Annotated in this window: 22 protein-coding genes; 11 read left to right on the top strand and 11 right to left on the bottom strand. The window is 72.2% G+C overall.

Annotated features, from left to right (window positions below; all coding sequences use genetic code 11):
- Window positions 1–80 precede the first annotated feature (80 nt).
- Window positions 81–416 (top strand): histone-like nucleoid-structuring protein Lsr2, encoded by a 336-nt coding sequence (locus OF819_RS16080; RefSeq protein ID WP_267244206.1) that lies wholly within the window; start codon window positions 81–83, stop codon window positions 414–416.
- On the opposite strand, the gene OF819_RS16085 is transcribed toward OF819_RS16080, so the two are convergent.
- Window positions 395–1,219: an SCO3374 family protein gene (locus OF819_RS16085; RefSeq protein ID WP_267244207.1), complete on the bottom strand. Its 825-nt coding sequence runs from the start codon at window positions 1,217–1,219 to the stop codon at window positions 395–397. The two genes, OF819_RS16080 and OF819_RS16085, sit on opposite strands and share 22 nt — an antisense overlap.
- A 443-nt stretch (window positions 1,220–1,662) precedes the next feature.
- Between OF819_RS16085 and OF819_RS16090 the strand changes: the two genes are divergently transcribed.
- Complete coding sequence (locus OF819_RS16090) at window positions 1,663–4,188, top strand: ATP-dependent Clp protease ATP-binding subunit (protein WP_267244208.1); 2,526 nt, start codon at window positions 1,663–1,665, stop codon at window positions 4,186–4,188.
- A gap of 68 nt (window positions 4,189–4,256) precedes the next feature.
- Here OF819_RS16090 and OF819_RS16095 read toward each other — a convergent pair whose 3' ends face one another.
- Window positions 4,257–4,541: a hypothetical protein gene (locus tag OF819_RS16095; RefSeq protein ID WP_267244209.1), complete on the bottom strand. Its 285-nt coding sequence runs from the start codon at window positions 4,539–4,541 to the stop codon at window positions 4,257–4,259.
- Window positions 4,542–5,166: 625 nt separating this feature from the next.
- Here OF819_RS16095 and OF819_RS16100 point away from each other — a divergent pair.
- The 3 genes from OF819_RS16100 to OF819_RS16110 all read left to right on the top strand — a co-directional run bounded on the left by OF819_RS16100 (window position 5,167) and on the right by OF819_RS16110 (window position 6,946).
- Window positions 5,167–5,820: a M23 family metallopeptidase gene (locus tag OF819_RS16100; protein ID WP_267244210.1), complete on the top strand. Its 654-nt coding sequence runs from the start codon at window positions 5,167–5,169 to the stop codon at window positions 5,818–5,820.
- Between the two features lie 195 nt (window positions 5,821–6,015).
- Window positions 6,016–6,435, top strand: coding sequence for a helix-turn-helix transcriptional regulator (locus OF819_RS16105; protein ID WP_267244269.1), 420 nt, complete (start codon window positions 6,016–6,018; stop codon window positions 6,433–6,435).
- 64 nt (window positions 6,436–6,499) lie between these two features.
- Entirely contained in the window at window positions 6,500–6,946 is a 447-nt protein-coding gene (locus OF819_RS16110) for a VOC family protein (RefSeq protein ID WP_267244211.1), read from the top strand.
- Between the two features lie 69 nt (window positions 6,947–7,015).
- Here OF819_RS16110 and cseC read toward each other — a convergent pair whose 3' ends face one another.
- The 6 genes from cseC to OF819_RS16140 all read right to left on the bottom strand — a co-directional run bounded on the left by cseC (window position 7,016) and on the right by OF819_RS16140 (window position 12,531).
- Window positions 7,016–8,419: a two-component system sensor histidine kinase CseC gene (gene cseC / locus OF819_RS16115; protein WP_267244212.1), complete on the bottom strand. Its 1,404-nt coding sequence runs from the start codon at window positions 8,417–8,419 to the stop codon at window positions 7,016–7,018.
- An 85-nt stretch (window positions 8,420–8,504) separates the two neighbouring features.
- Window positions 8,505–9,215: a two-component system response regulator CseB gene (cseB, locus tag OF819_RS16120; RefSeq protein ID WP_267244213.1), complete on the bottom strand. Its 711-nt coding sequence runs from the start codon at window positions 9,213–9,215 to the stop codon at window positions 8,505–8,507.
- A gap of 70 nt (window positions 9,216–9,285) precedes the next feature.
- The gene (locus OF819_RS16125) at window positions 9,286–9,969 is read right to left on the bottom strand and encodes a hypothetical protein (protein WP_416370549.1); all 684 of its coding nucleotides are present in this window, start codon (window positions 9,967–9,969) and stop codon (window positions 9,286–9,288) included.
- The gene (locus OF819_RS16130) at window positions 9,957–10,616 is read right to left on the bottom strand and encodes a SigE family RNA polymerase sigma factor (RefSeq protein WP_267244214.1); all 660 of its coding nucleotides are present in this window, start codon (window positions 10,614–10,616) and stop codon (window positions 9,957–9,959) included. The genes OF819_RS16125 and OF819_RS16130 overlap by 13 nt, the downstream gene beginning before the upstream one ends.
- A 195-nt stretch (window positions 10,617–10,811) precedes the next feature.
- Entirely contained in the window at window positions 10,812–11,810 is a 999-nt protein-coding gene (locus OF819_RS16135; protein ID WP_267244215.1) for an A/G-specific adenine glycosylase, read from the bottom strand.
- Window positions 11,758–12,531 carry a phosphatase PAP2 family protein gene (locus OF819_RS16140; RefSeq protein WP_267244216.1) on the bottom strand — a complete coding sequence of 258 codons (774 nt, stop codon included), beginning with the start codon at window positions 12,529–12,531 and terminating at the stop codon, window positions 11,758–11,760. Before OF819_RS16140 ends, OF819_RS16135 begins: the two co-directional genes overlap by 53 nt.
- Window positions 12,532–12,701: 170 nt before the next feature.
- On the opposite strand from OF819_RS16140, the gene OF819_RS16145 reads away from it, so the two are divergent.
- Window positions 12,702–13,571, top strand: coding sequence for a hypothetical protein (locus OF819_RS16145; protein ID WP_267244217.1), 870 nt, complete (start codon window positions 12,702–12,704; stop codon window positions 13,569–13,571).
- Between the two features lie 80 nt (window positions 13,572–13,651).
- On the opposite strand, the gene disA is transcribed toward OF819_RS16145, so the two are convergent.
- Both disA and radA read right to left on the bottom strand, forming a co-directional pair.
- Window positions 13,652–14,803: a DNA integrity scanning diadenylate cyclase DisA gene (disA, locus tag OF819_RS16150; protein ID WP_267244218.1), complete on the bottom strand. Its 1,152-nt coding sequence runs from the start codon at window positions 14,801–14,803 to the stop codon at window positions 13,652–13,654.
- 44 nt (window positions 14,804–14,847) lie between these two features.
- Window positions 14,848–16,290: a DNA repair protein RadA gene (gene radA / locus OF819_RS16155; protein WP_267244219.1), complete on the bottom strand. Its 1,443-nt coding sequence runs from the start codon at window positions 16,288–16,290 to the stop codon at window positions 14,848–14,850.
- 252 nt (window positions 16,291–16,542) lie between these two features.
- Here radA and OF819_RS16160 point away from each other — a divergent pair, with 252 nt between their 5' ends.
- Window positions 16,543–18,654 carry a BACON domain-containing protein gene (locus tag OF819_RS16160; RefSeq protein WP_267244220.1) on the top strand — a complete coding sequence of 704 codons (2,112 nt, stop codon included), beginning with the start codon at window positions 16,543–16,545 and terminating at the stop codon, window positions 18,652–18,654.
- 2 nt (window positions 18,655–18,656) lie between these two features.
- Here the strand turns inward: OF819_RS16160 and OF819_RS16165 are convergent, their stop codons facing one another.
- On the bottom strand, window positions 18,657–19,439 hold the full coding sequence (locus OF819_RS16165) for a hypothetical protein (RefSeq protein ID WP_416370552.1): 783 nt from the start codon (window positions 19,437–19,439) through the stop codon (window positions 18,657–18,659).
- An 89-nt stretch (window positions 19,440–19,528) separates the two neighbouring features.
- Here OF819_RS16165 and OF819_RS16170 point away from each other — a divergent pair, with 89 nt between their 5' ends.
- The 4 genes from OF819_RS16170 to ilvD all read left to right on the top strand — a co-directional run bounded on the left by OF819_RS16170 (window position 19,529) and on the right by ilvD (window position 24,016).
- Complete coding sequence (locus OF819_RS16170; RefSeq protein WP_267244222.1) at window positions 19,529–20,461, top strand: Ppx/GppA phosphatase family protein; 933 nt, start codon at window positions 19,529–19,531, stop codon at window positions 20,459–20,461.
- Window positions 20,462–20,485: 24 nt separating this feature from the next.
- The gene (locus OF819_RS16175; protein WP_267244223.1) at window positions 20,486–21,322 is read left to right on the top strand and encodes a sugar phosphate isomerase/epimerase family protein; all 837 of its coding nucleotides are present in this window, start codon (window positions 20,486–20,488) and stop codon (window positions 21,320–21,322) included.
- Window positions 21,319–22,047 carry a TetR family transcriptional regulator gene (locus OF819_RS16180; RefSeq protein ID WP_267244224.1) on the top strand — a complete coding sequence of 243 codons (729 nt, stop codon included), beginning with the start codon at window positions 21,319–21,321 and terminating at the stop codon, window positions 22,045–22,047. Before OF819_RS16175 ends, OF819_RS16180 begins: the two co-directional genes overlap by 4 nt.
- Window positions 22,048–22,165: 118 nt before the next feature.
- Window positions 22,166–24,016: a dihydroxy-acid dehydratase gene (ilvD, locus tag OF819_RS16185; RefSeq protein WP_267244225.1), complete on the top strand. Its 1,851-nt coding sequence runs from the start codon at window positions 22,166–22,168 to the stop codon at window positions 24,014–24,016.
- Window positions 24,017–24,130: the final 114 nt, after the last annotated feature.

Consider the following 24,130-nt stretch of genomic DNA (forward strand, 5'->3'; position numbering starts at 1 on the left):
AACCTCCCCCGGGGGTTTGAGTTTTCCCGGAAAAAGCGGTTTCCTTTCCTCGTACTGCATTTTCGATGAAAGGAAATCCGGTGGCACAGAAGGTTCAGGTCCTTCTTGTCGACGACCTCGACGGCGGCGAGGCGGACGAGACGGTGACGTTCGCGCTGGATGGCAAGAGCTACGAGATCGACCTCACGACCGAGAATGCGGACAAGCTCCGTGAGTCGCTGGCCGACTTCGTGAAGGCGGGCCGCAAGACCGGTGGCCGCAGCGGCGGCCGGGGTAAGGCGCGCAGCAGCTCTGCCTCCGCGAGCAACGACACCGCCGCAATCCGCGCCTGGGCGAAGGAGAACGGCTACGAGGTCAACGACCGCGGCAGGGTCCCCGCCAACATCCGCGAGGCCTACGAGAAGGCCAACGGCTGAACAGCCCGCGGCTGACCATTTCCGCGGGGTGTATTCGCACGGCTTGCACCCCGGGAAGCACCACCCCCCACGGCGCTGTTCCCCGTACGCCGCAATCGGGCCCGGCAGCACTCCGTGGCCGCCATGCCCACCACGCGTACGAGATCGGGCGCCCACGTGAGGTCGACAGCCCCGGCGCGGCCGGGGCGGCGCGCAGTGGCGGCTTCGCCGCGGGCCCCCACGCCCGCGCGGCCGCCCGGGGCCCCGCCGCCGAGCCCGAACGGGGCGAGGGCCGGCAGCAGAGGCTCCACGGCACGTCCAGGTTCGGGGGGCCGCAGCCATACGGCGGCCCCCCGTGAAACGGCCCGCTCCGACGGCGCGGGCCAGCCGGGCGGCGGGGGAGCGGTCATCCGCCCGCCCGCTCCCAGCGCGGTCAGACCCAGGTCGACGCCGTTCCATTCCAGCCAGTCGAGGAGCCCTGGCAGCTCCTCGGCCGCTCCCGCGGCCACCAGCAGCCGCATACGGTCCCCGGCGAGGGCGACCGGTCCCGGCAGGCCCGTCCGGTCCAGCAGGGCCTTCCCGGCGTCCGAGGGCAGCTCCAGGACGTCGAAGCGCCGCCCGGTGACCAGGTGCACCGGGCCGTCTTCCGCGGGCTCCACGGCCCAGCCCAGCTCGCTCTCGTACCACCGGGCGTGCTGAGTCCGCCGGGCCTGCTGTGGCCGCTGCGTTCGCTGCGGCTGCCGCGTCCGCTGGGGCTGGCGGGAGGGGCCGCCGAAGCCGCTCGCGGCAGCGGGCGTGCGGGGCAGTGGAACGGTGAAAGTCATACTCCGGGAACTCTCACAGCTCCTCGTTGGTTACGGAGGGTGTGGATAGCGTCGCTCAGGGTGTCCGTCCGGGAGGGAGGGGAGGTGTCCGACGGCAGACCGGCAGGCGCAAGGCTGTTCGCCCGTAGCGGAGGGAACGGGTGTGCGCCGCATGGACTGTCAGTGCGAACGGGTAAGACTTTCCTAGTGGGGAGGGGCGACAGACCCGCAGGGCCGTCTTGCGTTCGCCATCGGCGTACTGATGGTGAGGCTAACCGCTTGGCCTGCGGGAACATCGTCTCGCACCATCAGGTTGGAGCAGTTGTCGGCGTTCAGGGGTCAGGAGGCCACAGACGGGTGTCGGCAGTTGGAATGAGCGGTCCCCGCTCGCGGGACTAAGCTGCGGAAGGACAGGGAGGGGATCGACCCCTTTACTGACTGACCGCTCTGAGGAGCGATTAACGATGTTCGAGAGGTTCACCGACCGCGCGCGGCGGGTTGTCGTCCTGGCTCAGGAAGAAGCCCGGATGCTCAACCACAACTACATCGGCACCGAGCACATCCTCCTGGGCCTGATCCACGAGGGTGAAGGTGTCGCCGCTAAGGCCCTGGAGAGCCTCGGGATTTCGCTCGAGGCGGTCCGCCAGCAGGTGGAGGAGATCATCGGCCAGGGCCAGCAGGCCCCGTCCGGGCACATCCCCTTCACTCCCCGTGCCAAGAAGGTTCTGGAGCTGTCGCTCCGCGAGGCCCTCCAGCTGGGCCACAACTACATCGGCACGGAGCACATCCTGCTGGGCCTGATCCGCGAGGGCGAGGGCGTGGCCGCCCAGGTCCTCGTGAAGCTCGGCGCCGATCTCAATCGGGTGCGGCAGCAGGTCATCCAGCTGCTCTCCGGTTACCAGGGCAAGGAAGCCGCCACCGCGGGCGGCCCGGCCGAGGGCACGCCCTCGACCTCCCTCGTCCTCGACCAGTTCGGCCGGAATCTCACCCAGGCCGCACGGGAGTCCAAGCTCGACCCGGTCATCGGGCGCGAGAAGGAAATCGAGCGGGTCATGCAGGTGCTGTCCCGCCGTACCAAGAACAACCCGGTCCTCATCGGCGAGCCCGGCGTCGGCAAGACCGCCGTCGTCGAGGGGCTGGCGCAGGCCATCGTCAAGGGCGAGGTGCCCGAGACCCTCAAGGACAAGCACCTCTACACCCTCGACCTGGGCGCGCTGGTCGCCGGCTCCCGCTACCGCGGTGACTTCGAGGAGCGGCTGAAGAAGGTCCTCAAGGAGATCCGCACCCGCGGCGACATCATCCTGTTCATCGACGAGCTCCACACCCTGGTGGGTGCGGGCGCCGCCGAGGGCGCGATCGACGCCGCGAGCATCCTGAAGCCGATGCTGGCCCGCGGTGAGCTGCAGACCATCGGCGCGACGACGCTCGACGAGTACCGCAAGCACCTGGAGAAGGACGCCGCGCTGGAGCGCCGCTTCCAGCCCATCCAGGTCGCGGAGCCGTCGCTGCCGCACACCATCGAGATCCTCAAGGGTCTGCGCGACCGCTACGAGGCCCACCACCGCGTCTCCATCACCGACGCCGCGCTGGTCGCCGCCGCGACCCTGGCCGACCGGTACATCTCGGACCGCTTCCTGCCGGACAAGGCGATCGACCTGATCGACGAGGCCGGCTCCCGGATGCGCATCCGCCGGATGACCGCGCCGCCGGACCTGCGCGAGTTCGACGAGAAGATCGCCGGCGTCCGCCGCGACAAGGAGTCCGCGATCGACTCGCAGGACTTCGAGAAGGCCGCCTCGCTGCGCGACAAGGAGAAGCAGCTCCTGGCCGCCAAGGCGAAGCGCGAGAAGGAGTGGAAGGCCGGCGACATGGACGTCGTCGCCGAGGTGGACGAGGAGCTGATCGCCGAGGTCCTGGCGACCGCCACCGGCATCCCGGTCTTCAAGCTCACCGAGGAGGAGTCCTCCCGGCTGCTGCGCATGGAGGACGAGCTCCACAAGCGCGTCATCGGCCAGAAGGACGCCATCAAGGCCCTCTCGCAGGCCATCCGCCGTACCCGCGCCGGCCTGAAGGACCCCAAGCGCCCCGGCGGCTCGTTTATCTTCGCCGGCCCGTCCGGCGTCGGTAAGACCGAGCTGTCCAAGACGCTCGCCGAGTTCCTCTTCGGCGACGAGGACGCGCTGATCTCCCTCGACATGTCGGAGTTCAGCGAGAAGCACACGGTGTCGCGTCTCTTCGGCTCCCCGCCCGGATACGTGGGCTACGAAGAGGGCGGCCAGCTCACCGAGAAGGTGCGCCGCAAGCCGTTCTCCGTCGTCCTCTTCGACGAGGTGGAGAAGGCCCACCCGGACATCTTCAACTCGCTGCTGCAGATCCTGGAGGACGGTCGGCTGACCGACTCCCAGGGCCGGGTCGTGGACTTCAAGAACACGGTCATCATCATGACCACCAACCTCGGCACCCGGGACATCTCCAAGGGCTTCAACCTGGGCTTCGCCGCCCAGGGCGACGTCAAGACCGGCTACGAGCGGATGAAGGCGAAGGTCAACGAAGAGCTGAAGCAGCACTTCCGGCCCGAGTTCCTCAACCGTGTGGACGACACGGTCGTCTTCCACCAGCTCACCGAGGACGACATCATCCAGATCGTCGACCTCATGATCGCCAAGGTGGACGAGCGGCTGAAGGACCGCGACATGGGCATCGAGCTGAGCGGCGAGGCGAAGTCCCTCCTCGCCAAGCGCGGCTACGACCCGGTCCTGGGCGCCCGCCCGCTGCGCCGCACGATCCAGCGCGAGATCGAGGACGTGCTCTCCGAGAAGATCCTCTTCGGCGAGCTGCGCCCCGGTCATATCGTGGTCGTGGACACCGAGGGCGAGGGTGAGGAGAAGAAGTTCACCTTCCGCGGCGAGGAGAAGTCGGCGCTCCCGGACGTCCCCCCGATTGAGCAGGCGGCGGGCGGCACGGGCCCGAACCTCTCGAAGGACGCATGACGCCCGGCCGCTGAGCGGCTGACAGATAGGGGCTGCCCCGGACCGTCTTGGACGGTCCGGGGCAGCCCCTATTCGGGGTTCACCGCGCCCCGCGCGCAAACCGGAGACGCCGGCCGTGAGCCGCTTGCCGACGCTGAACGGCCGTTCGTTCCGCCCTTGATCTTCTTGCGGAGTTCCGGCGTGGACTCCGTCTGGATATCGCCGGCTTCGAAGTCGAGCGGCTGGCGGTTCCGCGGGTGGTTCTCGACGGACAGACCCGGTATGCCGCGCAGCGGCGTCAGGCCTAATTCGTGGCCGTTGAACTTCCCGATCTTCAGCTTCTTCAGCTGCGGATGGAGCAGGGGCGGGCCCACTCTTGCCAGTGCCGCCGTGAATGGCCCGGGGCGCCATTCACGGGTGAGGGCAGATGCTCCGGTGTGTCCGCGAGCGGTCGGCGATGTCTGCAAAGGCGGACAGCCCTTCACAGCGGTGCGCGGCAGATATGCGTCAAGGGTGTCCCGTAACCATCCCATCGCGCACAGTACGGCACCGTGTACTGCCCGAGGGCCGCTGGCTGTCATACCGGGATCGCCGGTGGCCGGGCACGGGGCGAATCCGTGACAAGGCGCACAGGCCGGCGACGGCCTACTAGCGGGAATAGTGCGCCTGGCCGCCGTTCGTCAGAGGCTTTCGGGGGCGGTGCGGGCGCAGCCTGCGAATCCCGTGGGTGGACCGAAGCCGATCCGCCCCGGATGTCCTTCTCAGGCAGCCCTGGCAGGGGTTTAAACCTCAGAGAGTGGGGATTTTTCAGGGTTCTCCCTTATGGGGCGAAGGCATGGCCCCACGGTGTCAAGGGCGTGGATTACCCCGCCTCTCGCTACGACGGAACGTCGTAGATGGGGTGTTTGGGACATAGCGGAGGTACGGGTTACCAAGGGATGGCCAACCCGCCCGGCGTACCCACGCGCCGGGCCCGCTTATGCCCGGAGGTCTTCCCGTATGTCGAAGCGCGTCACGAATCCCGCCCGTACCGCCATCGCCGCCCTTGCCGCAGGCATGGGCGTGTCGGCCGTGCTGGGGAGCGGGGTCGCGTTCGCCGGGGAGTCCGCGGTGAGCGGCGGCTCGCCCGTCAGCGCCGCTGCCGCCGGCGCCGTCGCCGCTCAGGCCGAGGCCCAGGCGAAGGCCGCGAAGACGGCCGCCGAGGCCGCCAAGAAGGCCAAGGCCGCCGCTGAGAAGGCCTGGCACAAGCCGGTCAGCAAGTACACGCTGACCGCCACCTTCGGCAAGGCCGGCAACATGTGGAGCAGCAACCACTCCGGCCAGGACTTCGCCGTGCCGGTGGGCACCAAGGTCAGCGCCGTGCACAGCGGCACCGTCGTCAAGGCCGGTCCGAACGGCGCCGGTGACGGCCCCGCGTACGGCAACGCCGTCGTCATCAAGCACGACAACAACACCTACTCCCAGTACGCGCACCTCTCCCGCGTCGATGTGAAGCCGGGCCAGAAGGTGAAGGCCGGGCAGCGCATCGCCCTCTCCGGCAACACCGGAAACTCCAGCGGCCCGCATCTGCACTTCGAGATCCGTACGACCCCGAACTATGGCTCCGCCGTGAACCCGGTCAGCCATCTGCGCTCCGAGGGCGTCACCATCTGACCCTCTCCGACCATCGGAGAGACGCCGCTGTCAGTGGCGCGTGCCAGCATCGAAAGCGTGGAGACGACACCAGCGGCGGCGCCCGCGGCCCCACCGCCATCGGCGCCTGCGGCCCCACCGCCATCGGCGCCTGCGGCGGCCTCGGCGGCGGCGCACCTCGCCCATCTGCGGCAGCTGCGCCTCGCCAAGGACGCCATGGACCGCGACTGGGCCGAGCCGCTCGACCTGGACGCGGTCGCGGCCCACGCCGGCTACTCGCGCTACCACTTCGTCCGCGCCTTCAAGGCGGTGTACGGCCAGACTCCCGGCCAGTATCTGTCCCGCCGCCGCATCGAGCGGGCCGAGGAGCTGCTGCGTACGGCGAATCTGTCGGTCACCGAGATATGCGGCCTCGTGGGCTTCAGCAGCCTCGGCACCTTCTCCGCCCGCTTCAAGAAGCAGACGGGCCTCACCCCGAGCGAGTACCGCGCCCGGCATGTCGGGCGCGGGGCCGCGCTGATACCGGGCTGCTACGCGATGCTGTGGGCTGGCGGATTCCCGGCGCGGCCCGCCGGCCAGGACCGCGATTCCCGGGACCGCGATTCGCAGGACCGCAATTCTGAAGAAGCGGAGTGAATCCGGCGCTGCCTACGGTGGCTGGGCAAGCACATCCCAGCCCACAGCCCACCGGGAGCAGGAAATGATCAAGGGACTGGCCATCTCCACCGTCTGGGTCCTCGACCAGGACCGGGCCAAGGAGTTCTACACCGAGAAGCTCGGCCTTGAGGTCCGCACCGATATGACCGTGGGGGAGGGCGGCATGCGCTGGCTCACCGTCGGCGCCAAGGACCAGCCGGAGGTGCAGCTCACCCTGATGACGCCGGACGGGCCCGGTATGGACCCCGAGTCCGCCGAGGCGGTGCGCAAGCTCATCTCGAAGGGCGTCCTCGGCGCGGGCGCGCTGGCGACCGACGACATCCACGGCGACTACGAGAAGCTCAAGGCCCGTGGGGTGGAGTTCCTGCAGGAGCCGCAGGAGCGTCCGTACGGCACGGAGGCGATCTTCCGGGACGACTCGGGGAACTGGTTCTCCTTCACCCAGGCCCGCGAGGGCGGCCTCGACCTCGACAAGGAGTGGGGCTGCTGAGCTGACGGCTCCGGGCGGCTCACGGCTCCGGGCGGCCCGTCACGGCCCGTCACGGCCCGTCACGGCCGCTCACGGCCGTCCACGGCCCCCGCGCCATCGCCGCCGCCGCTGCTGTCCGCCGCCGTCCATGCCGACGCCGTACACGCCATCGGTGTCGGCGTCCGGCGACAGCACCGGGAAGCTGCCCGTGTTCGTCGGCGCATGCTCCGGCAGCCACAGCACCGCGACCGCGCCGCCCGCCCCCTCCTGCGCCGCCGCCCCCTCCGGGGCGGCGTTGCGGAAGGTCAGCCGCGCCCCCAGGACGCGTGCCTGGCCTTCCGCGATCGTCAGCCCCAGGCCATGGCCCTGCCCGGCCCGGTCGCTGGCGCCGGTGCGGAACCGCCTCGGCCCCTCCGCCAGCAGCTCCTCGGGGAAGCCGGGCCCGTGGTCGCGCACCCGCACCACACGGCCCTCGACCGCGACCTCGACCGGCGGCTTGCCGTGCTTGGCGGCATTGGCCAGCAGATTGCCGAGGATGCGCTCCAGCCGCCGGGGATCGGTGTTCACATACGACTCGTGCACCACCCTGACCGCGGCGTCCGGGTCCAGCACCGCCACCCGGCGGGTGACGAACTCGCCCAGCGCGATCTCCTGGAGCTCGGCCCGCTCCGACGCGCTGTCCAGCCGGGCCACCTCCAGCACGTCCTCGACCAGCGTGCGCATGGCCCGTGCCCGGTCCCGCACCAGCTCGGTCGGGCGGCCGGGCGGCAGCAGCTCCGCCGCGGTCAGCAGGCCGGTCACCGGAGTCCGCAGCTCATGCGCGATATCCGCGGTGACCCGGCGCTCAGCCTCGATGCGCGCGTTGAGCGCGTCGGTCAGCGCGTCGACGGCGCGGGCCAGCTCATCCGTCTCATCGCGGACGACACCGCCGATCGCGTCCCGCACCCGTACATCCGTATTGCCCTGGGCGACGTTCCCGGCTGCTGCGGCGGCCTTCCGCAGCCGCCGTGACAGCGATCCGCCGATCAGCACGCCGAGCGCACAGCCGCCGAACACCACCGAGACCGAGCCGATGATCAGCGCCCGGTCGAGCGCCTGGATGATCGTGGCGCTGCGGCCCGAGAACTGGCTGTGCAGCGAGAGCACATCCCCATTGGACAGCGGCACCGCCGCCCAGATCTCGGGCGGGCCCTCGGCCGGCTCATGCACATAGGAGCCGCGCCGCCCCTGCCGTACGAGCTTCTGCAGATCCTTGGGGATGGCAGGATCGTTGATCTTGGTGTTGAAGCGGGGGTCCTTGTTCTTGGACTGCTCGTACCAGCGCTGCGCCAGCAGCACCCGGTCCATCTGGACATCGCGCGCGTTGTCGAGCATGGAGACGCGGGCGGCGTTGTGCACGACCAGGCTCAGAGCCATGGCGATCAGCGCGCCGACGCCCGCGATCGCGATGCTGATCTTCCAGCGGACACCGGTGCGCAGGGCGGGCCTCCTCATGCCGTACGCCTCCGTGCGGCAGTCATGCGCCTCCGTACAGCAGCCGTACGGCTCCGAGGGGCGGCCGGGCGCGGCCGTATCGCTCTCATCCCTTGAGCTTGTAGCCAAAGCCGCGGACCGTCTCGATCCGGTCCTGGCCGATCTTGGCGCGCAGCCGCTGGACATGGACGTCCACCACACGGGTGTCGCCGCCCCAGCCGTAGTCCCAGACCCGCTCCAGCAGCCTGTCCCGCGACAGCACCGTGCCCGGCGCGGCGGAGAACTCCAGCAGCAGCCGCATCTCGGTCGGCGTCAGCGCCACCGGCTCGCCTCCCTTGCGCACCTCCATGCCCTCGGTGTCGACCTCCAGGTCGCCGAAGACGAGCACCCCGCCCTGGCCGCTCTGCCGCCCCGCCGCGTCCTGCTCGCCGCCCGCCGGGCCGCCCGCGTGCCCGAAGCGCCGCAGCACCGCGCGGATGCGGGCGACCAGCACCGCGCCGTCGAAGGGCTTGGTGACATAGTCGTCGGCCCCGGCCTCCAGGCCGAGGACGACGTCGATGGAGTCCGCACGGGCCGACAGCATGATCACGGGCACGGTCGACTCATCGCGGATACGGCGGCAGAGGCTGACCCCGTCCAGGCCCGGCACCATCACATCGAGCAGGGCGATGTCGGGCCGGTTCGCCCGGAAGGCCTCCAGGCCCCGCAGCCCGTCGGGCATGGCGGTGACCACGAAGCCGTCCCGCTCCAGCGCGAGCTGGGTGGCCTCGCGGATGACGTCGTCGTCCTCGACGAACAGGACATGGGTCTCGGCCATCCCGCTGCTCTCTGCTTCTCTCGGTCTCTCGATGGGTCGGTTGTCGGGGCTGGGTGCGCCGTCGGGCGGGTCAGAGGTCGTCCGGCTGGGGCGTCGGCTCGGTGGCGATCACCTCGCCGCCGCCGACCGCCGTGCTGAACTCGTTGCGCACCCAGTGCTGCTGCGCGAACTTGCCGTCCGTCCAGCGGTATGTGGTCACCTCCTGGCCGGACGGCTGGGCCACCGGGTCGCCCTTCGCATACACCTGCCGGGTCACCACCAGGTCGCCCCGGTCGATCGCGGCGTACACCGCCGGCTCTTCCGCGGCGAAGACATTCTCGTACTTCTCGCCCTTCTCGCGGTACACATACGTGCCGAGGCCGACCGCGTCACCGCACGTCAGCACATTGACCACCACATCGGGTGACGAGCCGCCTGTGAGATTGCCGTACGCCGTGTCCACAGGGAACAGATCGCGGGCGCAGGGCCGCAGATCCGCCTTGACCCGGGCGCTGACCTTCGGATCCGCCTTGAGCAGCGCCACCGCGTCCACGGTCTTGGTCGCCTTGCCCGTCCCGAACGACGGCGTGGCGTCGGGGGAGGGGGTGGCGGTCGCGGCGTCGGAGGGCGCCGCTCCCTCGTCCTGCACGCCGGTGCCCCCTGTGGAGCAGCCGGCGGCGAACAGGACGACGGCGGCGAGCCCGGCCGTCGCCGCACTGCCCGCCGCCCATCTCGCCGTCTCAGACCTTGAGCCGCCGTCCACTAGGCCGCGCACCGCTCCCGCCCCGTCTCGCCCAGCATCCGATCACGCCCCTGCCCGTCTGCCTGTCCACGCGCCGGCCCCTGCCGGCGGGCGCCGCCCTGCCTGCGGACGCGCGGCACATCGCCGGCGCCGCCACGCTCCACGACCCGGGCGTCCAGCTCCAGCTCCCGGCGCTCCAGCTCCTGCCGGAGCCGCGCCAGCGCCCGGTGCAGCGTGCTCTTCACCGTACCGGCCGACATCCCCAGAGCCGCGGCGGTCTCCTCGGTGCTCATCTGCTCCCAGTGGCGGAGCACCACCACGCTGCGCTGCTTCGGCGCCAGCACCTTCAGCACATCCATCAGCAGGGCGCGGTCGGCACGCTGCTCGCTGCCGTCCTCCACGCTCGCGTCCGGGAGCTGCTCGGTGGGCACCTCCTCCAGCTTGCGGGCACGCCACCACTCGGTGCGCGTGTTGATCATCACGCGGCGCAGATAGGCGTCGGCGAGCGACTTGTCCGCTATGCCGTCCCAGCGGCCGTATGTGCGGGCGAGCGCGGTCTGGAGCAGATCCTGGGCGTCGACCGGGTCGGGGACCAGACGGCGGGCGCTGCGCAGCAGGGCCTCCTGCCGGGTGCGTACGTACTCCTCGAACTCGAGCACCTCACCGTGGGCCTGCGCCATTCCAACCGCCTCCGTCCCCTGCGACAAGCCGTGCCGCTCGCCGGCCGTCGCTGCCGTTCGCTTACCTGGGGAAGAAGTTACGGAGGCGTTGTCACGAGGCTGTGCGGGGCAGCCGTCGGCGGACGCACGGGAGTCCATCGGTTGTGTAACAGGCCCGGCGACGGGCCCGGCGAGGCCCGTGCCGAGGGCGCTGGCTCAGGTCAGCGGAAGGCGGTAGCGGCCGCCGTCCAGGGGCTCCACAAGACCGTCCGCGACCAGCCCGTCCAGCGCCCGCGCGCGCTGCACCGGCTCGTTCCAGACGGCGTCCAGCGCCGAGCGCGGGACCGGCTCGGTCGCCTCCCGCAGCACCGCCAGCAGCCGGCCGCGGACCTGCCGGTCCGTGCCGGCGTAGGTCTGGCCGCGGCGGGCCGGGCCCTCGTGGGCGGGCTTGCCCGCCAGCCGCCAGGCGCAGCGCTCGGCGATCGGGCAGCGCCCGCAGTCCTCGTTCTTCGCCGTGCACACCAGTGCGCCCAGCTCCATGGAGGCCGCCGCCCAGCGTGCCGCGGTGGCCTCGTCGTCGGGGAGCAGCGCGCGGGCGAGCCTGCGTTCTGCGGCCGTCGTCGCGTTCGGCGGGTACTGGATGCCCGTCGCGGCCCGCGCGAACACCCGGCGCACATTGGTGTCCAGGACCGGATGCCGCTGGCCGTACGCGAACGAGGCCACGGCGGCCGCCGTGTACTCGCCGATCCCGGGCAGCGCCAGCAGCTGCGCGTGGTCGCGCGGAACATCGCCGCCGTGGCGTTCCGCTATCGCCTGCGCGGCGCCGTGCAGACGCAGGGCGCGGCGCGGATAGCCGAGCCTGCCCCAGGCGCGCACGGCCTCGCCGGGTGGCTCGGCGGCCAGGTCGGCGGGGCGCGGCCAGCGGGCGAGCCACTGCTCGTACACCGGCAGCACACGGGCGACCGGCGTCTGCTGGAGCATGAACTCGCTGACCATCACGCCCCAGGCGCCCGCCTCGGGGCGGCGCCAGGGCAGATCGCGGGCATGCCGGTCGAACCAGGCGATGACGGAGGCGTGCAGGGGCGCATGGTCGGCGGCGGCCGCGCCGACGGGTGTGCCCACGGGTGTCACGGCGGGTGTGCCGGCGGGTGTGCCGGCGGCCTCAGCGGTGGAGTGAGTCACGGTGGAGTGAGTCGTGGCGTTCGTGGCGTTCATGGCCTTCCGATCCTGGCATGCCCGCGGGAGCGTGCGCCTGCTGCCGCGCGGAGGCCCCGTCCGACGCCGTACGGGATGCGGTGCGGGCCGGAACGCCGTGCGCGGCCTCGCCGGGTCCGGCGAACCAGAGCACGATCCCCGTGCGGCTCGTCCGCATCGTCGTCGCCAGCGCGGTCGCGGGGCCGGTCAGCGCCATGACGCAGCCGGCGGCCGCCGCCGCGCCCACCAGCAGGCCCACCGCCACATCGTGCGGATAGTGAACCCCGACGAAGACCCGGGAGAACGCCAGCAGCAGCGCCAGCGGCACGGTGAGCAGCGCGATGCGCAGCCTGCGCGGCCAGGCGAGGACGATCGCCGCCGCGGCCGCGCCGGCGATCGCCGCGTGATTGCTGGGGAAGGACCAGTCGCCGTACGGCGGGCAGGTCGCCAGCGAACCGGCCGCTTCGACGACCGTGCGGCACGGACGCTCCTCGTTCACCAGGGACTTCAGCGACTCGCTGACCACATAGCCGACGGCGGTGGCGAGCGGCGCGAGGACGGCGACGGCGAACGCCCGTGCGTCGGACCGGCGCGCCCGCTGCCAGGCGACGACGAACAGCACCGCGAGCAGCAGCAGTCCCGCATCGGTGAAGATCTCGGCGAACTGCTGCACCCACCCGGGAGTGCTGTGGGCGAAGTCGGCGATGTCGCGGTAGAGGCCGCGCGTGATGCTGCTGTCCATGGTCAATGACCGTACGCGGTAGCCGCGGCCGCTTGTCGCGCGCCATCGGCTGGAACAGCCCTTGACGAAAGCCGGAGGCGATGAAAGCCGGGGCGGGGAAACGGAGTTCCGTGGAAAGTCAGGCGGCGGGTGGGAACGGAGTTGCCACAGATCTCTCGTAGAGTTTGACCGTGGGATCTCTGCGCAATCCGATCGGGCCGCTTCCCTCCTCCATCTACTGGCGACGGAGGGCAGTCGCGGCGGCGCTGCTCGCGCTGGTCGTGCTGCTGGCCGTATGGGCCGTCAGCTCCTTCGGGGGCGGAGGCGGCGACGGAAGCAAGAACGACAGCAAGGCGGGAGGCGCCGGGGAGCCCACTCCCTCGACGATCACGCCGGGCCCCTCCGGTTCCGGTCCCGCGATCAGCCAGCAGCCGGGCGGGCGGGACGAGTCCGGCGACACGGGGGACGCGGGAGACACGGGAGATACGGCCGGCGCTGACGGCGCGAACGGCTCAAATGGTTCGAACGGCTCCGGTTCCGGTTCTGGTTCGAGCTCCGGTTCCGGCCAGGGCGGCGGCGGTGGCGCGGGCGGCCAGGGCGGCGGCGCGGCGGGCGAGCGTGTCCCGGCGGGCTCCAGTCTGCCCGACTGCGCCCAGGGAGCACTGAAGTTGACGCTCCGCAGCGTCAAGGTCGCGTACGAGCCAGGCGAGAAGCCCCGCTTCCAGCTGGTCGCCTCGAACACCTCGGGAACAACCTGCAAGCAGGACTTCGGACCGCGGGCGGCTGTGATCACGGTCGTCGACGCCACCGACGGCAAGAACGACACGGTGTGGTCCACGAAGGACTGCCCGAGCCGCGCGGGTCTGGAGCCCGGCAGCCTGCTGCTGAAGGTGCCCGCGCACGCGAGCATCACCCACACCGTGGACTGGGACCGCAAGCGCACCGCACCGCAGTGCGCGACCCCGCCGCCGGGGACGGCGCCGCCCGGCAACTATCTGGTGGAGGCGGAGGTCGGTGGAGCGAAGCTGCTGCCGGCGCCGTTCCGTCTGGAGAAGGACTAGCGCGAACTGGGGGCGCAGCCACATGGAGCCCGTCCGGCGTTTGAGGACCGGGGGCCTGGGGGCGGACCCCCGGTTGCCGATCAGACGTAACGCTCGAGGATCGAGGACTCCGCCAGCCGCGACAGCCCCTCCCGCACGCTCCGCGCCCGCGCCTCCCCCACGCCGTCGACCGTCTGGAGGTCGTCCACGCTCGCGGCCAGCAGCTTCTGCAGTCCGCCAAAGTGCTCCACCAGCCGCTCGATGATCGCGCCCGGCAGTCTCGGCACCTTGGCCAGCAGCCGGTAACCGCGCGGGGAGACCGCCGAGTCCAGCGTCTCCGGCGAACCGCTGTAGCCCAACGCGCGGGCCACTATCGGCAGTTCCAGCAGCTCGGCATGGGTGAGCGAGTCCAGCTCTGCGAGCGCCTCGGAGACCGTACGGGACCGCTGGGGGCCCCTCCCGGGCGCGGCTCTGGGGGAGGACGGCTCGGGCACATAGTCGCGGGCGACGAGCTCCCGCTCGGGCTCCACCCCGGCGATCAGCTCATCGAGCTGGAGGGCGAGCAGACGGCCGTCCGTGCCCAGCTCGACCACATACTCGGCGATCTCGGTGGCGATCCGGCGCACCATCTCCAGCCGCTGCGCCACCGCCGAGACGTCCCGGACGGTGACCAGGTCCTCGATCTCCAGCGCGGAGAGCGTGCCGGCGACCTCGTCCAGACGGAGCTTATAGCGCTCCAGGGTGGCCAGCGCCTGGTTGGCCCGGGAGAGGATCGCGGCGGACTCCTCCAGGACCCGGCGCTCCCCGTCCACGTACAGCGCGATCAGCCGCATCGACTGCGAAACGGAGACGACCGGGAAGCCGCACTGCCTGGAGACGCGGTCCGCGGTGCGGTGGCGGGTGCCGGTCTCCTCGGTCGGAATGGAGGCGTCCGGCACCAGCTGCACCCCGGCGCGATGGATCTTGGTGATGTCCTTGTCGAGGATCAGCGCGCCGTCCAGCTTGCACAGCTCGCGCAGCCGCGTCGCGGTGAACTCCACATCCAGCACAAAGCCGCCTGTGCACATCGACTCGACGGTCTTGTCCATGCCCAGGACGATCAGTCCGCCCGTGTTGCCGCGGAGGATGCGCTCCAGGCCGTCCCGCAGCGCCGTGCCAGGGGCGACCGCGCTCAGGGCGGCGCGGATCAGCGCTTCATTGCCGGAGCCTCCGCCGGACTTTCCGGGTGCTGCTGCCCGGTCGTTGGCTGCCACTGCGCTCCTCCGGCTCGTACGGACAGGCGAGACCAGGGCAAAGTCTACCGGCGCGCATCCGCCTGGAGGGGGGCCTCTGCGTGCTCGGTGCGCGCGGAGGCCCGGGATCCGGCTTTCCGGCCGCGCGGGAGCACTCGGAGCGCGTCTCCCATGTCGGCGACTTCCGTCACCTTCATCCCGGGCGGGACCCGGCCCGGATCGGCCGGCACCAGGGCGTGGGTGAAGCCCAGCCGGTGCGCCTCGGCCAGCCTCCGCTGGACGCCCGTGACGCGTCTCACTTCCCCCGCGAGGCCCACCTCGCCGATCGCCACCAGGTTCTTCGGCAGCGGGGTGTCGCTGGCGGCCGAGGCGAGCGCGAGCGCCACGGCGAGATCCGCAGCGGGCTCGGAGAGCTTCACCCCGCCGACGGTGGCGCTGTAGATGTCCCGCTTGCCCAGGGCGGTGATCCGGCCGCGCTGCTCCAGCACGGCCAGCATCATCGACACCCGCGAGGTCTCCAGGCCGGAGGTGGTCCGCCGCGGGGAGGGGATCTGCGTGTCGACCGTCAGCGCCTGCACCTCGGCCACCAGGGGGCGGCGGCCTTCGAGCGTGACCGTGAGACAGGTGCCGGGGACGGGCTCGTCGCGCCGGGTGAGGAAGAGGCCCGAGGGGTCGGCCAGCCCGGTGATGCCCTCGTCGTGCAGCTCGAAGCAGCCCACCTCGTCCGTCGTCCCGAACCGGTTCTTCACACCGCGGACGAGGCGCAGCCGCGCATGGCGGTCGCCCTCGAAGGAGAGCACCACATCCACCAGGTGCTCCAGCAGCCGCGGCCCCGCGATCGCGCCGTCCTTGGTGACATGGCCCACCAGGAGCGTGGCCATCCCGCGCTCCTTGGAGGCGCGGATCAGCGCGCCCGCGACCTCGCGCACCTGGGCCATGCCGCCCGGCGCGCCGTCGATCTCCGGGGACGCGACGGTCTGCACCGAGTCGAGGATCAGCAGGGACGGCTTGACCGCGTCGAGGTGTCCCAGGACGGCGGACAGGTCCGTCTCCGCCGCCAGATAGAGACAGTCGTGGAGCGCGCCGATCCGGTCGGCGCGCAGCCGGACCTGGCTCGCGGACTCCTCGCCCGTCACATACAGCGTCCGGTGGTCCTCGGCGGCGGCCTTCGCCGCGACGTCGAGCAGCAGGGTGGACTTGCCGACGCCCGGCTCGCCGGCGAGCAGCACCACGGCTCCGGGCACCAGGCCGCCGCCGAGGACCCGGTCGAGCTCCGGCACGCCGCTGGAGCGGGCGGTCGCCTGGCGGCCGTCGACCTGGCCGATGGGGAGCGCGGCGGAGGTGACGCGCCCCGCGGCGGTGGTGCGGACGGCGGGCGCGCCGTACTCCTCGACCGTGCCCCAGGCCTGGCATTCGGGGCAGCGGCCGAGCCATTTGGCGGTCGTCCAACCGCACTCGGTGCAGCGGTAGGACGGCCGGTCCTTCGCGGATTTCGTACGGGCAGCCATGCGCCAAACCGTAGCGGGCCCCACTGACAGGCCAGGGCGCGGACGGGGCGTGGCCGTGGTGCGGCGGGGCGCGGACGGGGGCGCGGCCGGGGCGCGAGCGGCAGCGGATGACGCCGGCATCTGCGGGCAACCGCGTGGCGCACGAGCCGAGAGCAAATTCGCGTTACTCCTTTGGGGGACCTGTTCACCCGTAATGATTAAAAGCATTCAAGGGGTGTGAAGCGGGTGTGCTTCTGGCCCTACGGTCGCGGCGTGACAAGCAGCAGGCTGGAACCACCCACGCACACCACCGGCGCACACCGGGCGCACGGACGCGCGAGCCGCACCAGGGGGCAGCGGTCGTCCACGGCGGCGCGGCGCGAGTGTCACGAGCGCTATGACCCGTATCTGGACGGCCTGTTCACCTACTGCCTCTCCGTCATGTGCGACCACGACGCCGCGACGGCGCTGCTCGGCGATGTGCTCGCCATCGCCGAGCGCCAACGGAGCCGCTGTCCGTCCGACGAGGCGGGGCGGAAGGCATGGCTGTACGCGCTGGCGCGCTGGGTCTGTCTGCGCCGGCTCGCCGAGCAACGGCGCGAACGGCAGCGGCAGGCGGGGGCGGGACGCCAAGGGCCGCACGCCGGACGGCGCCCGGGGCGCCCCGTCGGCGGGGTCCCGGGTGACCGGGACGCCCGGCGGGCCGCCGCCGGGTCAGGCGGGCTGTCGGAGGCCGCCGCCGGCGGCAGCGCGCGAAGCCGCGACGGTCGGGGCGGCTGGGGTTGCGGGGGCGCCCGCGACAACCAGGGCGCCGGGGGCGACGGCGTCGGCCGAGACGCCTGCGACGACCGGGGCGGCCGGGGTGGCCAGGACGCCCGGGGCGGCCGGGATGCCTGGGACGCTCCCGGCAGTCAGGGCGCCCCGGGCCCCCGGGACGGCCGGGCTCGTCGCGATGGCCGGGACGCCCGCGATGGGCGGGCACAGGGCGGCGGCAGGGCGGCGGAGAGGGGCGAGACCGCGGCACGCCGTCGCGAGGAACTGGCGCTGCTGGCCTGGCCGGAGGCGGCCGGCACCAGCCCCGAGCAGCGAGAGGCGCTCGAACTGGCCATCCGGCACGGCCTCGCGCCGCGCGAGGTCGCCGCGGTCCTCGGCATGGATCCGCTGGCGACGCGCGAGCTGCTGGCGACGGCCGCCTGCGAGGTGGAACGCACGCGTGCCGCGCTCGCCGTCGTCGAGAGCGGGAACTGCCCGTCCATCGCCCGGCTCACCGGCGACAGCCGGGTGGTGCTGTCCGCCGCGCTCCGCCAGGAGCTGGTGCGGCACGTCGACGACTGCCCGCGCTGCCGCCGCGTCGCCGAGCGGGTGGGCGCGGGCGGCCCATGGCCGGGCACCGCCGTCACCCCGGCCACGCTGCCGCTGGCCGCCGCGCCCCGCGCCGCGGTGTACGCGGCGATGCTGCGGGTCCCCCGGGCACGCGCGAGCGCCCCGCGCTTCGGCCCCGGCGGGTACCCCATGGACCCCAAGGACTGCGCCGCCCGGCGGGAGCGGCTGCGGGCGCGTGCCCTGACCACCACCGTCGTGGCGACCGTCGTCGCCGCGCCGGTGCTGGCGCTGTGGGCCGCGTACCGGGGCGCACCGCTGACCGGCGAGAGCCACGGCGGGACGACGGTCTCCGCGCGGGAGGCGGACGGGCCGCGGGGCCTGGACGGCGATCCGTACGACCACTACGACCACTACGAGAACGCGGGCAACGCCCAGTCGCAGCCGGACCACCGGTTCACCGCGGGCGGGGCGTCCCCCGATGTGTCGGTGGAGGTCATCAGCTCGGGCACGCCCGCACCGCCGACCCGGCCGGGACAGGCGGCGCCCGGGCGCCTCACCGTCGAGGCGCAGCCTGCCGGGGACTCCACCCGGATCACCCTCAGGGCGTCGGGCGGCGCGCCGGTGTCCTGGTCGCTGTGGTCGGACGCGCCCTGGCTGCAGGTCAGCCGGGCGTCCGGGGTGCTGCGGCCGGGGGAGCCGGTCACCGTGTACGTCACGGTGGACCGGCGACTGGAGCCGGAGGGGCCGTGGAGTGCACGGGTGGGGGTGGACCCGTCGGGCGCGGTGGTGGAGATCGACGGCCGCGGTCGGGCGCGCCCGGCTCCCTCGACCCCGCCGCCGTCCTTCTCTCCTGCCCCGGATCCGGATCCCACGCCGCCGCCGGCTTCGGACCCGCCGCCGTCCTCCTCTCCTGCCCCGGACCCGGAGCCGACGCCCCCGCCGGCTTCGGACCCGCCGTCCTCCTCCTCGCCGTCTTCCGACCCGGAGCCGACGCCTCCGCCGTCCTCGGACGCACCGTCGTCGGACTCCCCGCCCGCGTCCGAGCCGTCCGCCTCGGGCTGAGGTCAGTCCGCCGGGTGCGGGGCCACCAGGGGGAGCGAGGGGGCCAGGCGGGCCTCGCAGAGGGAGGCGAGGACGTCGTACGCCGCCTTGCCCATCAGTTCGGTGAGCTCCGGGCGGTAGGTCACATACACCGGCTCCCCCGCCCCATGTGCCGACGCCGCCGACGTGCACCACCAGTGGAGGTCATGCCCGCCCGGCCCCCAGCCCCGCCGGTCGTACTCGCCGATCGAGATCTGCAGGACACGCGTGTCGTCCGGGCGGTCGATCCACTCGTACGTACGCCGGACCGGCAGCTGCCAGCAGACGTCCGGCTTCGTCTCCAGCGGCTCCCGCCCCTCCCGCACCGCCAGGATGTGCAGCGCGCAGCCCGCCCCCGCCCCGAAGCCGGGGCGGTTCTGGAAGATGCAGGAGCCCTTCCAGCGGCGCGTCTGGCGCTCGCCGTCGTCGTCCGTCTGGACCCAGCCGGACTGTGTGCCCACGTCGTGGAACTGCCACAGGTCCGGTGTGAGCCGTGCCACATGCCCGGCGACCCGCTGCTCGTCGTCCTCGTCCGAGAAGTGCGCGCCCAGCGTGCAGCAGCCGTCATCCGCACGGCCCGCCTGGATCCCCTGGCAGCCGCTGCCGAAGATGCAGTTCCACCGTGAGGTGAGCCATGTCAGATCGCAGCGGAAGACCTGTTCGTCGTCCTCCGGGTCCGCGAACTCCACCCAGGCGCGCGGAAAGTCCAACCCGCCCTTCTCGTCCTCCTCAACCTGCTCAACCTGCTCAGCAGTCACATCATGCACAGGTTGCTGGGGGACCTTGCCCCGCTTCGTCTTTTTCGTCTTAGGCACGAGTCCAGCCTAAGCGCGCAACCGCAGTAGCGTTTCGGTCCATGAGACTCGGAGTCCTCGACGTCGGTTCGAACACGGTTCATCTGCTGGTGGTGGACGCCCACCCGGGCGCACGTCCGCTGCCCGCCCACTCCCACAAGGCGGAGCTGCGCCTGGCCGAGCTGCTCGACGAGCACGGCGCGATCGGCCCCGCCGGCGTCGAGCGGCTCATCGGCACCGTCCGCGACGCCCTTCAGGCGGCCGAGGACAAGGGCTGCGAGGAGGTCCTGCCCTTCGCCACCTCCGCCGTCCGGGAGGCGACCAACGCCGACGACGTACTCGACCAGGTCCTGGACGCGACCGGCGTCGACCTCACCGTCCTCAGCGGAGAGGAGGAGGCGCGGCTCACCTTCCTCGCCGCCCGCCGCTGGTTCGGCTGGTCCGCGGGCCGGCTCCTCGTGCTCGACATCGGCGGCGGCTCGCTGGAGATCGCGTACGGCACCGACGAGGAGCCCGACGCCGCCGCCTCCCTCCCCCTCGGCGCGGGCCGGCTCACCGCGGCCATGCTGCCCGGCGACCCGCCCGACCCGCAGGAGGTGCGTATCCTGCGCCGCCATGTACGCGCCGAGATCGCGCGCACGGTCGGCGAGTTCAGCCGCTTCGGCAGACCGGACCACATCGTGGCCACCTCGAAGACGTTCAAGCAGCTCGCCAGGATCGCGGGCGCGGCCCGCTCCGCCGAGGGTCTGTACGTACAGCGTGAACTGAGCCGTTCCGCGCTGGAGGACTGGGTGCCCCGGCTCGCCGCGATGACGGCCGAGCAGCGCGCCGAGCTGCCCGGCGTCTCCGCGGGCCGGGCCCGCCAGCTGCTGGCCGGGGCCGTGGTCGCGGAGGGCGCCATGGACCTCTTCGGGGCCGACTCCCTGGAGATCTGCCCCTGGGCGCTGCGCGAGGGCGTCATCCTGCGGCGTCTCGACCACCTCCCGGTCGAATGACGCGGGACCCGTAATCTGTCTCCCGTGGCTCAACCAGCGGCAGACCCAGCGGTGCGCATCCCGGACGCGAAGGTCGTCCTCTCGACGGCCTCCGTCTATCCGGAGTCCACGGCGACCGCGTTCGAGATCGCCGCGCGCCTCGGCTACGACGGCATCGAGATCATGGTGTGGACGGACCCCGTCAGCCAGGACATCGAGGCCCTGCGCCGGCTGTCCGACTACCACCAGGTGCCCATCCACGCCATCCACGCGCCCTGTCTGCTGATCACCCAGCGGGTGTGGTCCACCGACCCGTGGGTCAAGCTGCAGCGCGCCCAGGCGGCGGCCGAGAAGCTCGGCGCGTCGACCGTGGTCGTGCACCCGCCGTTCCGCTGGCAGCGCCAGTACGCCCGTGACTTCGTCTCCGGCATCTGGCGCATGGCGGATGAGACGGACGTCCGGTTCGCCGTGGAGAACATGTACCCGTGGCGCTACCGCGACCGCGAGATGCTCGCGTACGCCCCCGACTGGGACGTCACCAAGGACGACTACCGGCACTTCACCGTCGACCTGTCCCACACCGCGACCGCCCGCACGGACACCCTGGCGATGGCAGACCGGATGGGCGACCGGCTCGCCCATGTCCACCTCGCCGACGGCAAGGGCTCCGCCAAGGACGAGCACCTGGTGCCGGGGCGCGGCGACCAGCCGTGCGCGGAGCTGCTGGAGCGGCTGGCCCGCACCGGCTTCGACGGGCACGTCGTCATCGAGGTCAACACCCGGCGCGCCATGTCGGCGGCGGAGCGCGAGGCCGACCTCGCCGAAGCCCTCGCCTTCACCCGGCTGCACCTGGCGTCCACGGCACGGGTCCCGCGCTCATGACCGGCGGCGAAGGCCGGGGCGAGGGCCGGGGTGAGGGCCGGGGTGACGGGCTGGGCGAAGACCCCGGAGGGCGCCGGAGCGAAGACCGGGGCCATGACCGGAGCGCAGACCGGGGCAGTCCCCGGGCGCCCCGGCGGCGCGGCCGGCCCGCCCGTACGGAGGCGGCCAGCGGACCCGGCGCGCGTGAGCGGATCCTCGAAGCCGCGCGCACGGAATTCGCCGAGCGCGGCTACGACAAGACCACGATGCGCGGCATCGCCAGGGCCGCCGGGGTCGACGCCGCCCTCGTCCACCACTACTTCGGCGCAAAGGACGATGTCTTCGCCGCCGCCATCGAGGTCTCCTTCGAGCCCGCCCTGGTCGTCCCGGCCGTGCTGGGCCAGGGCCCGGAGGGCCTCGGCGAGCGGCTGGCCCGCTTCTTCATCGGCGTATGGGAGAACCCGGCGACCCGCGGCCCGATGCTGGCCGTGCTGCGCTCCGCGCTGACCCATGAGGCGGCGGCCAAGGTGCTCCGCACCTTCGTGCTGCGCCGCCTGCTGGAGCGGGTGGCGGCGGAGCTGGACGTGCCGGACCCCAGGTTCCGCGCGGAGCTGGCCGCCTCCCACATGATCGGCATCTCGATCCTGCGGTATGTGGTGCAGGTGGAGCCGCTGGCGTCCGCGGACACGGAGGAGATCGTGCGGATGGTCGCGCCGACGCTGCAGCGGTATCTGACCGAGGAGTGAGTCCGGCATCCCGTATACCGGACGCGCTGTCCAGATCTTGGGCGTGGGGCGTAGGCTCGACTAGGACCCTTCTCTCCCGGGTCCGTCCAAGGCAAGGTCCGTCTAAGGAGCGAGCGCGATGCCCGAGCTGAGGTCCCGCACTGTCACCCACGGCCGCAACATGGCGGGCGCCCGCGCCCTTATGCGGGCGTCGGGCGTAGCGAGCGAGGACATCGGCAAGCCGATCGTCGCCGTCGCCAACTCCTTCACGGAGTTCGTGCCCGGGCACACGCATCTCGCGCCGGTCGGCCGGATCGTCTCGGAGGCCGTCAAGGCGGCCGGGGCCGTGCCGCGCGAGTTCAACACCATCGCCGTGGACGACGGCATCGCCATGGGCCACGGCGGCATGCTCTACTCGCTGCCCTCCCGCGACCTGATCGCCGACTCGGTCGAGTACATGGTCGAGGCCCACTGCGCCGACGCCCTGATCTGCATCTCCAACTGCGACAAGATCACCCCCGGGATGCTGATGGCCGCGCTGCGCCTCAACATCCCCACCGTCTTCGTCTCGGGCGGGCCCATGGAGTCCGGCCGCGCCACCCTCGTCGACGGCACGGTCCGCACGCTCGACCTCGTGGACGCGATCTCCGACGCCGTCAACGACTCCGTCTCGGACGAGGACATCCTCCGTATCGAGGAGAACGCCTGTCCGACCTGCGGGTCCTGTTCCGGCATGTTCACCGCCAACTCGATGAACTGCCTCACCGAGGCCATCGGGCTCTCCCTGCCCGGCAACGGCTCGGTCCTCGCCACGCACACCGCACGGCGCGCGCTGTACGAGAACGCCGCCCGGACCGTCGTCGAGCTGACCCGCCGCCACTACGAGCAGGACGACCACACCGTCCTGCCGCGCTCCATCGCCTCGTTCGCGGCCTTCGAGAACGCCATGGCCCTCGACATCGCCATGGGCGGCTCCACCAACACGATCCTGCATCTGCTGGCCGCGGCCCAGGAGGCCGGCGTCCCCTTCGGCCTCACCGAGATCGACGCCGTCTCGCGGCGCGTGCCGTGCCTGGCGAAGGTCGCGCCGAACGTGGCGAAGGACCGCACGTACTACATGGAGGACGTGCACCGCGCCGGAGGCATCCCGGCCCTGCTGGGCGAACTGCACCGGGCCGGGCTCCTCAACGAGGACGTGCAGGCCGTCCACAGCCCCTCGCTGGCCGACTGGCTGAAGACCTGGGACGTGCGCGGCGGCTCCCCCTCCGCCGAAGCCGTCGAACTGTGGCACGCGGCCCCCGGCTGCAAGCGCTCCGCCGAGGCGTTCTCGCAGTCCGAGCGGTGGGAGGCCCTCGACGACGACGCCGAGGGCGGCTGCATCCGCTCCGCCGAGCACGCGTACTCCAAGGACGGCGGGCTGGCCGTCCTCAAGGGCAACCTCGCCGAGGACGGATGCGTCGTGAAGACCGCCGGCGTCGACGAGTCGATCTGGACCTTCGAGGGCCCGGCCGTCGTCTGCGAGTCCCAGGAAGAGGCCTGCGAGAAGATCCTCAACAAGCAGGTCAAGGACGGCGACGTGGTCGTCATCCGGTACGAGGGCCCCAAGGGCGGGCCCGGCATGCAGGAGATGCTCTACCCCACGTCCTTCCTCAAGGGCCGCGGGCTCGGCAAGACCTGCGCGCTGATCACCGACGGGCGCTTCTCGGGCGGCACGTCCGGCCTTTCCATCGGACACGCCTCCCCGGAGGCGGCGTCCGGCGGGACGATCGCCCTCGTCGAGGACGGCGACCGCATCCGCATCGACATCCCGGGCCGGTCGATCGAGCTCCTCGTCGACGAGACGACGCTGGCGGCGCGGCGCGAGACGCGGGGCGGGGTGTACGGGCCGAAGGCGCGGGAGCGGAAGGTGTCGGCGGCGCTGAGGGCGTATGCGGCGATGGCGACGAGTGCGGACAAGGGTGCGGTGCGGGACGTTACGAAGCTGGGCTGACGCCCAGACGGTCTCCGCGGGGCGCGGGCCCTTTCCCCGTCCTGGGGGCGTGGGGGCCCCAGCGGGGGCGACCCTGCACGGCCCCTCCGCCCGTGCCCCGGCCCCGCCGCCCCA

Origin of the sequence: Streptomyces sp. PR69 (assembly GCF_026420845.1) — a bacterium.
Classification (GTDB): Bacteria; Actinomycetota; Actinomycetes; order Streptomycetales; family Streptomycetaceae; genus Streptomyces.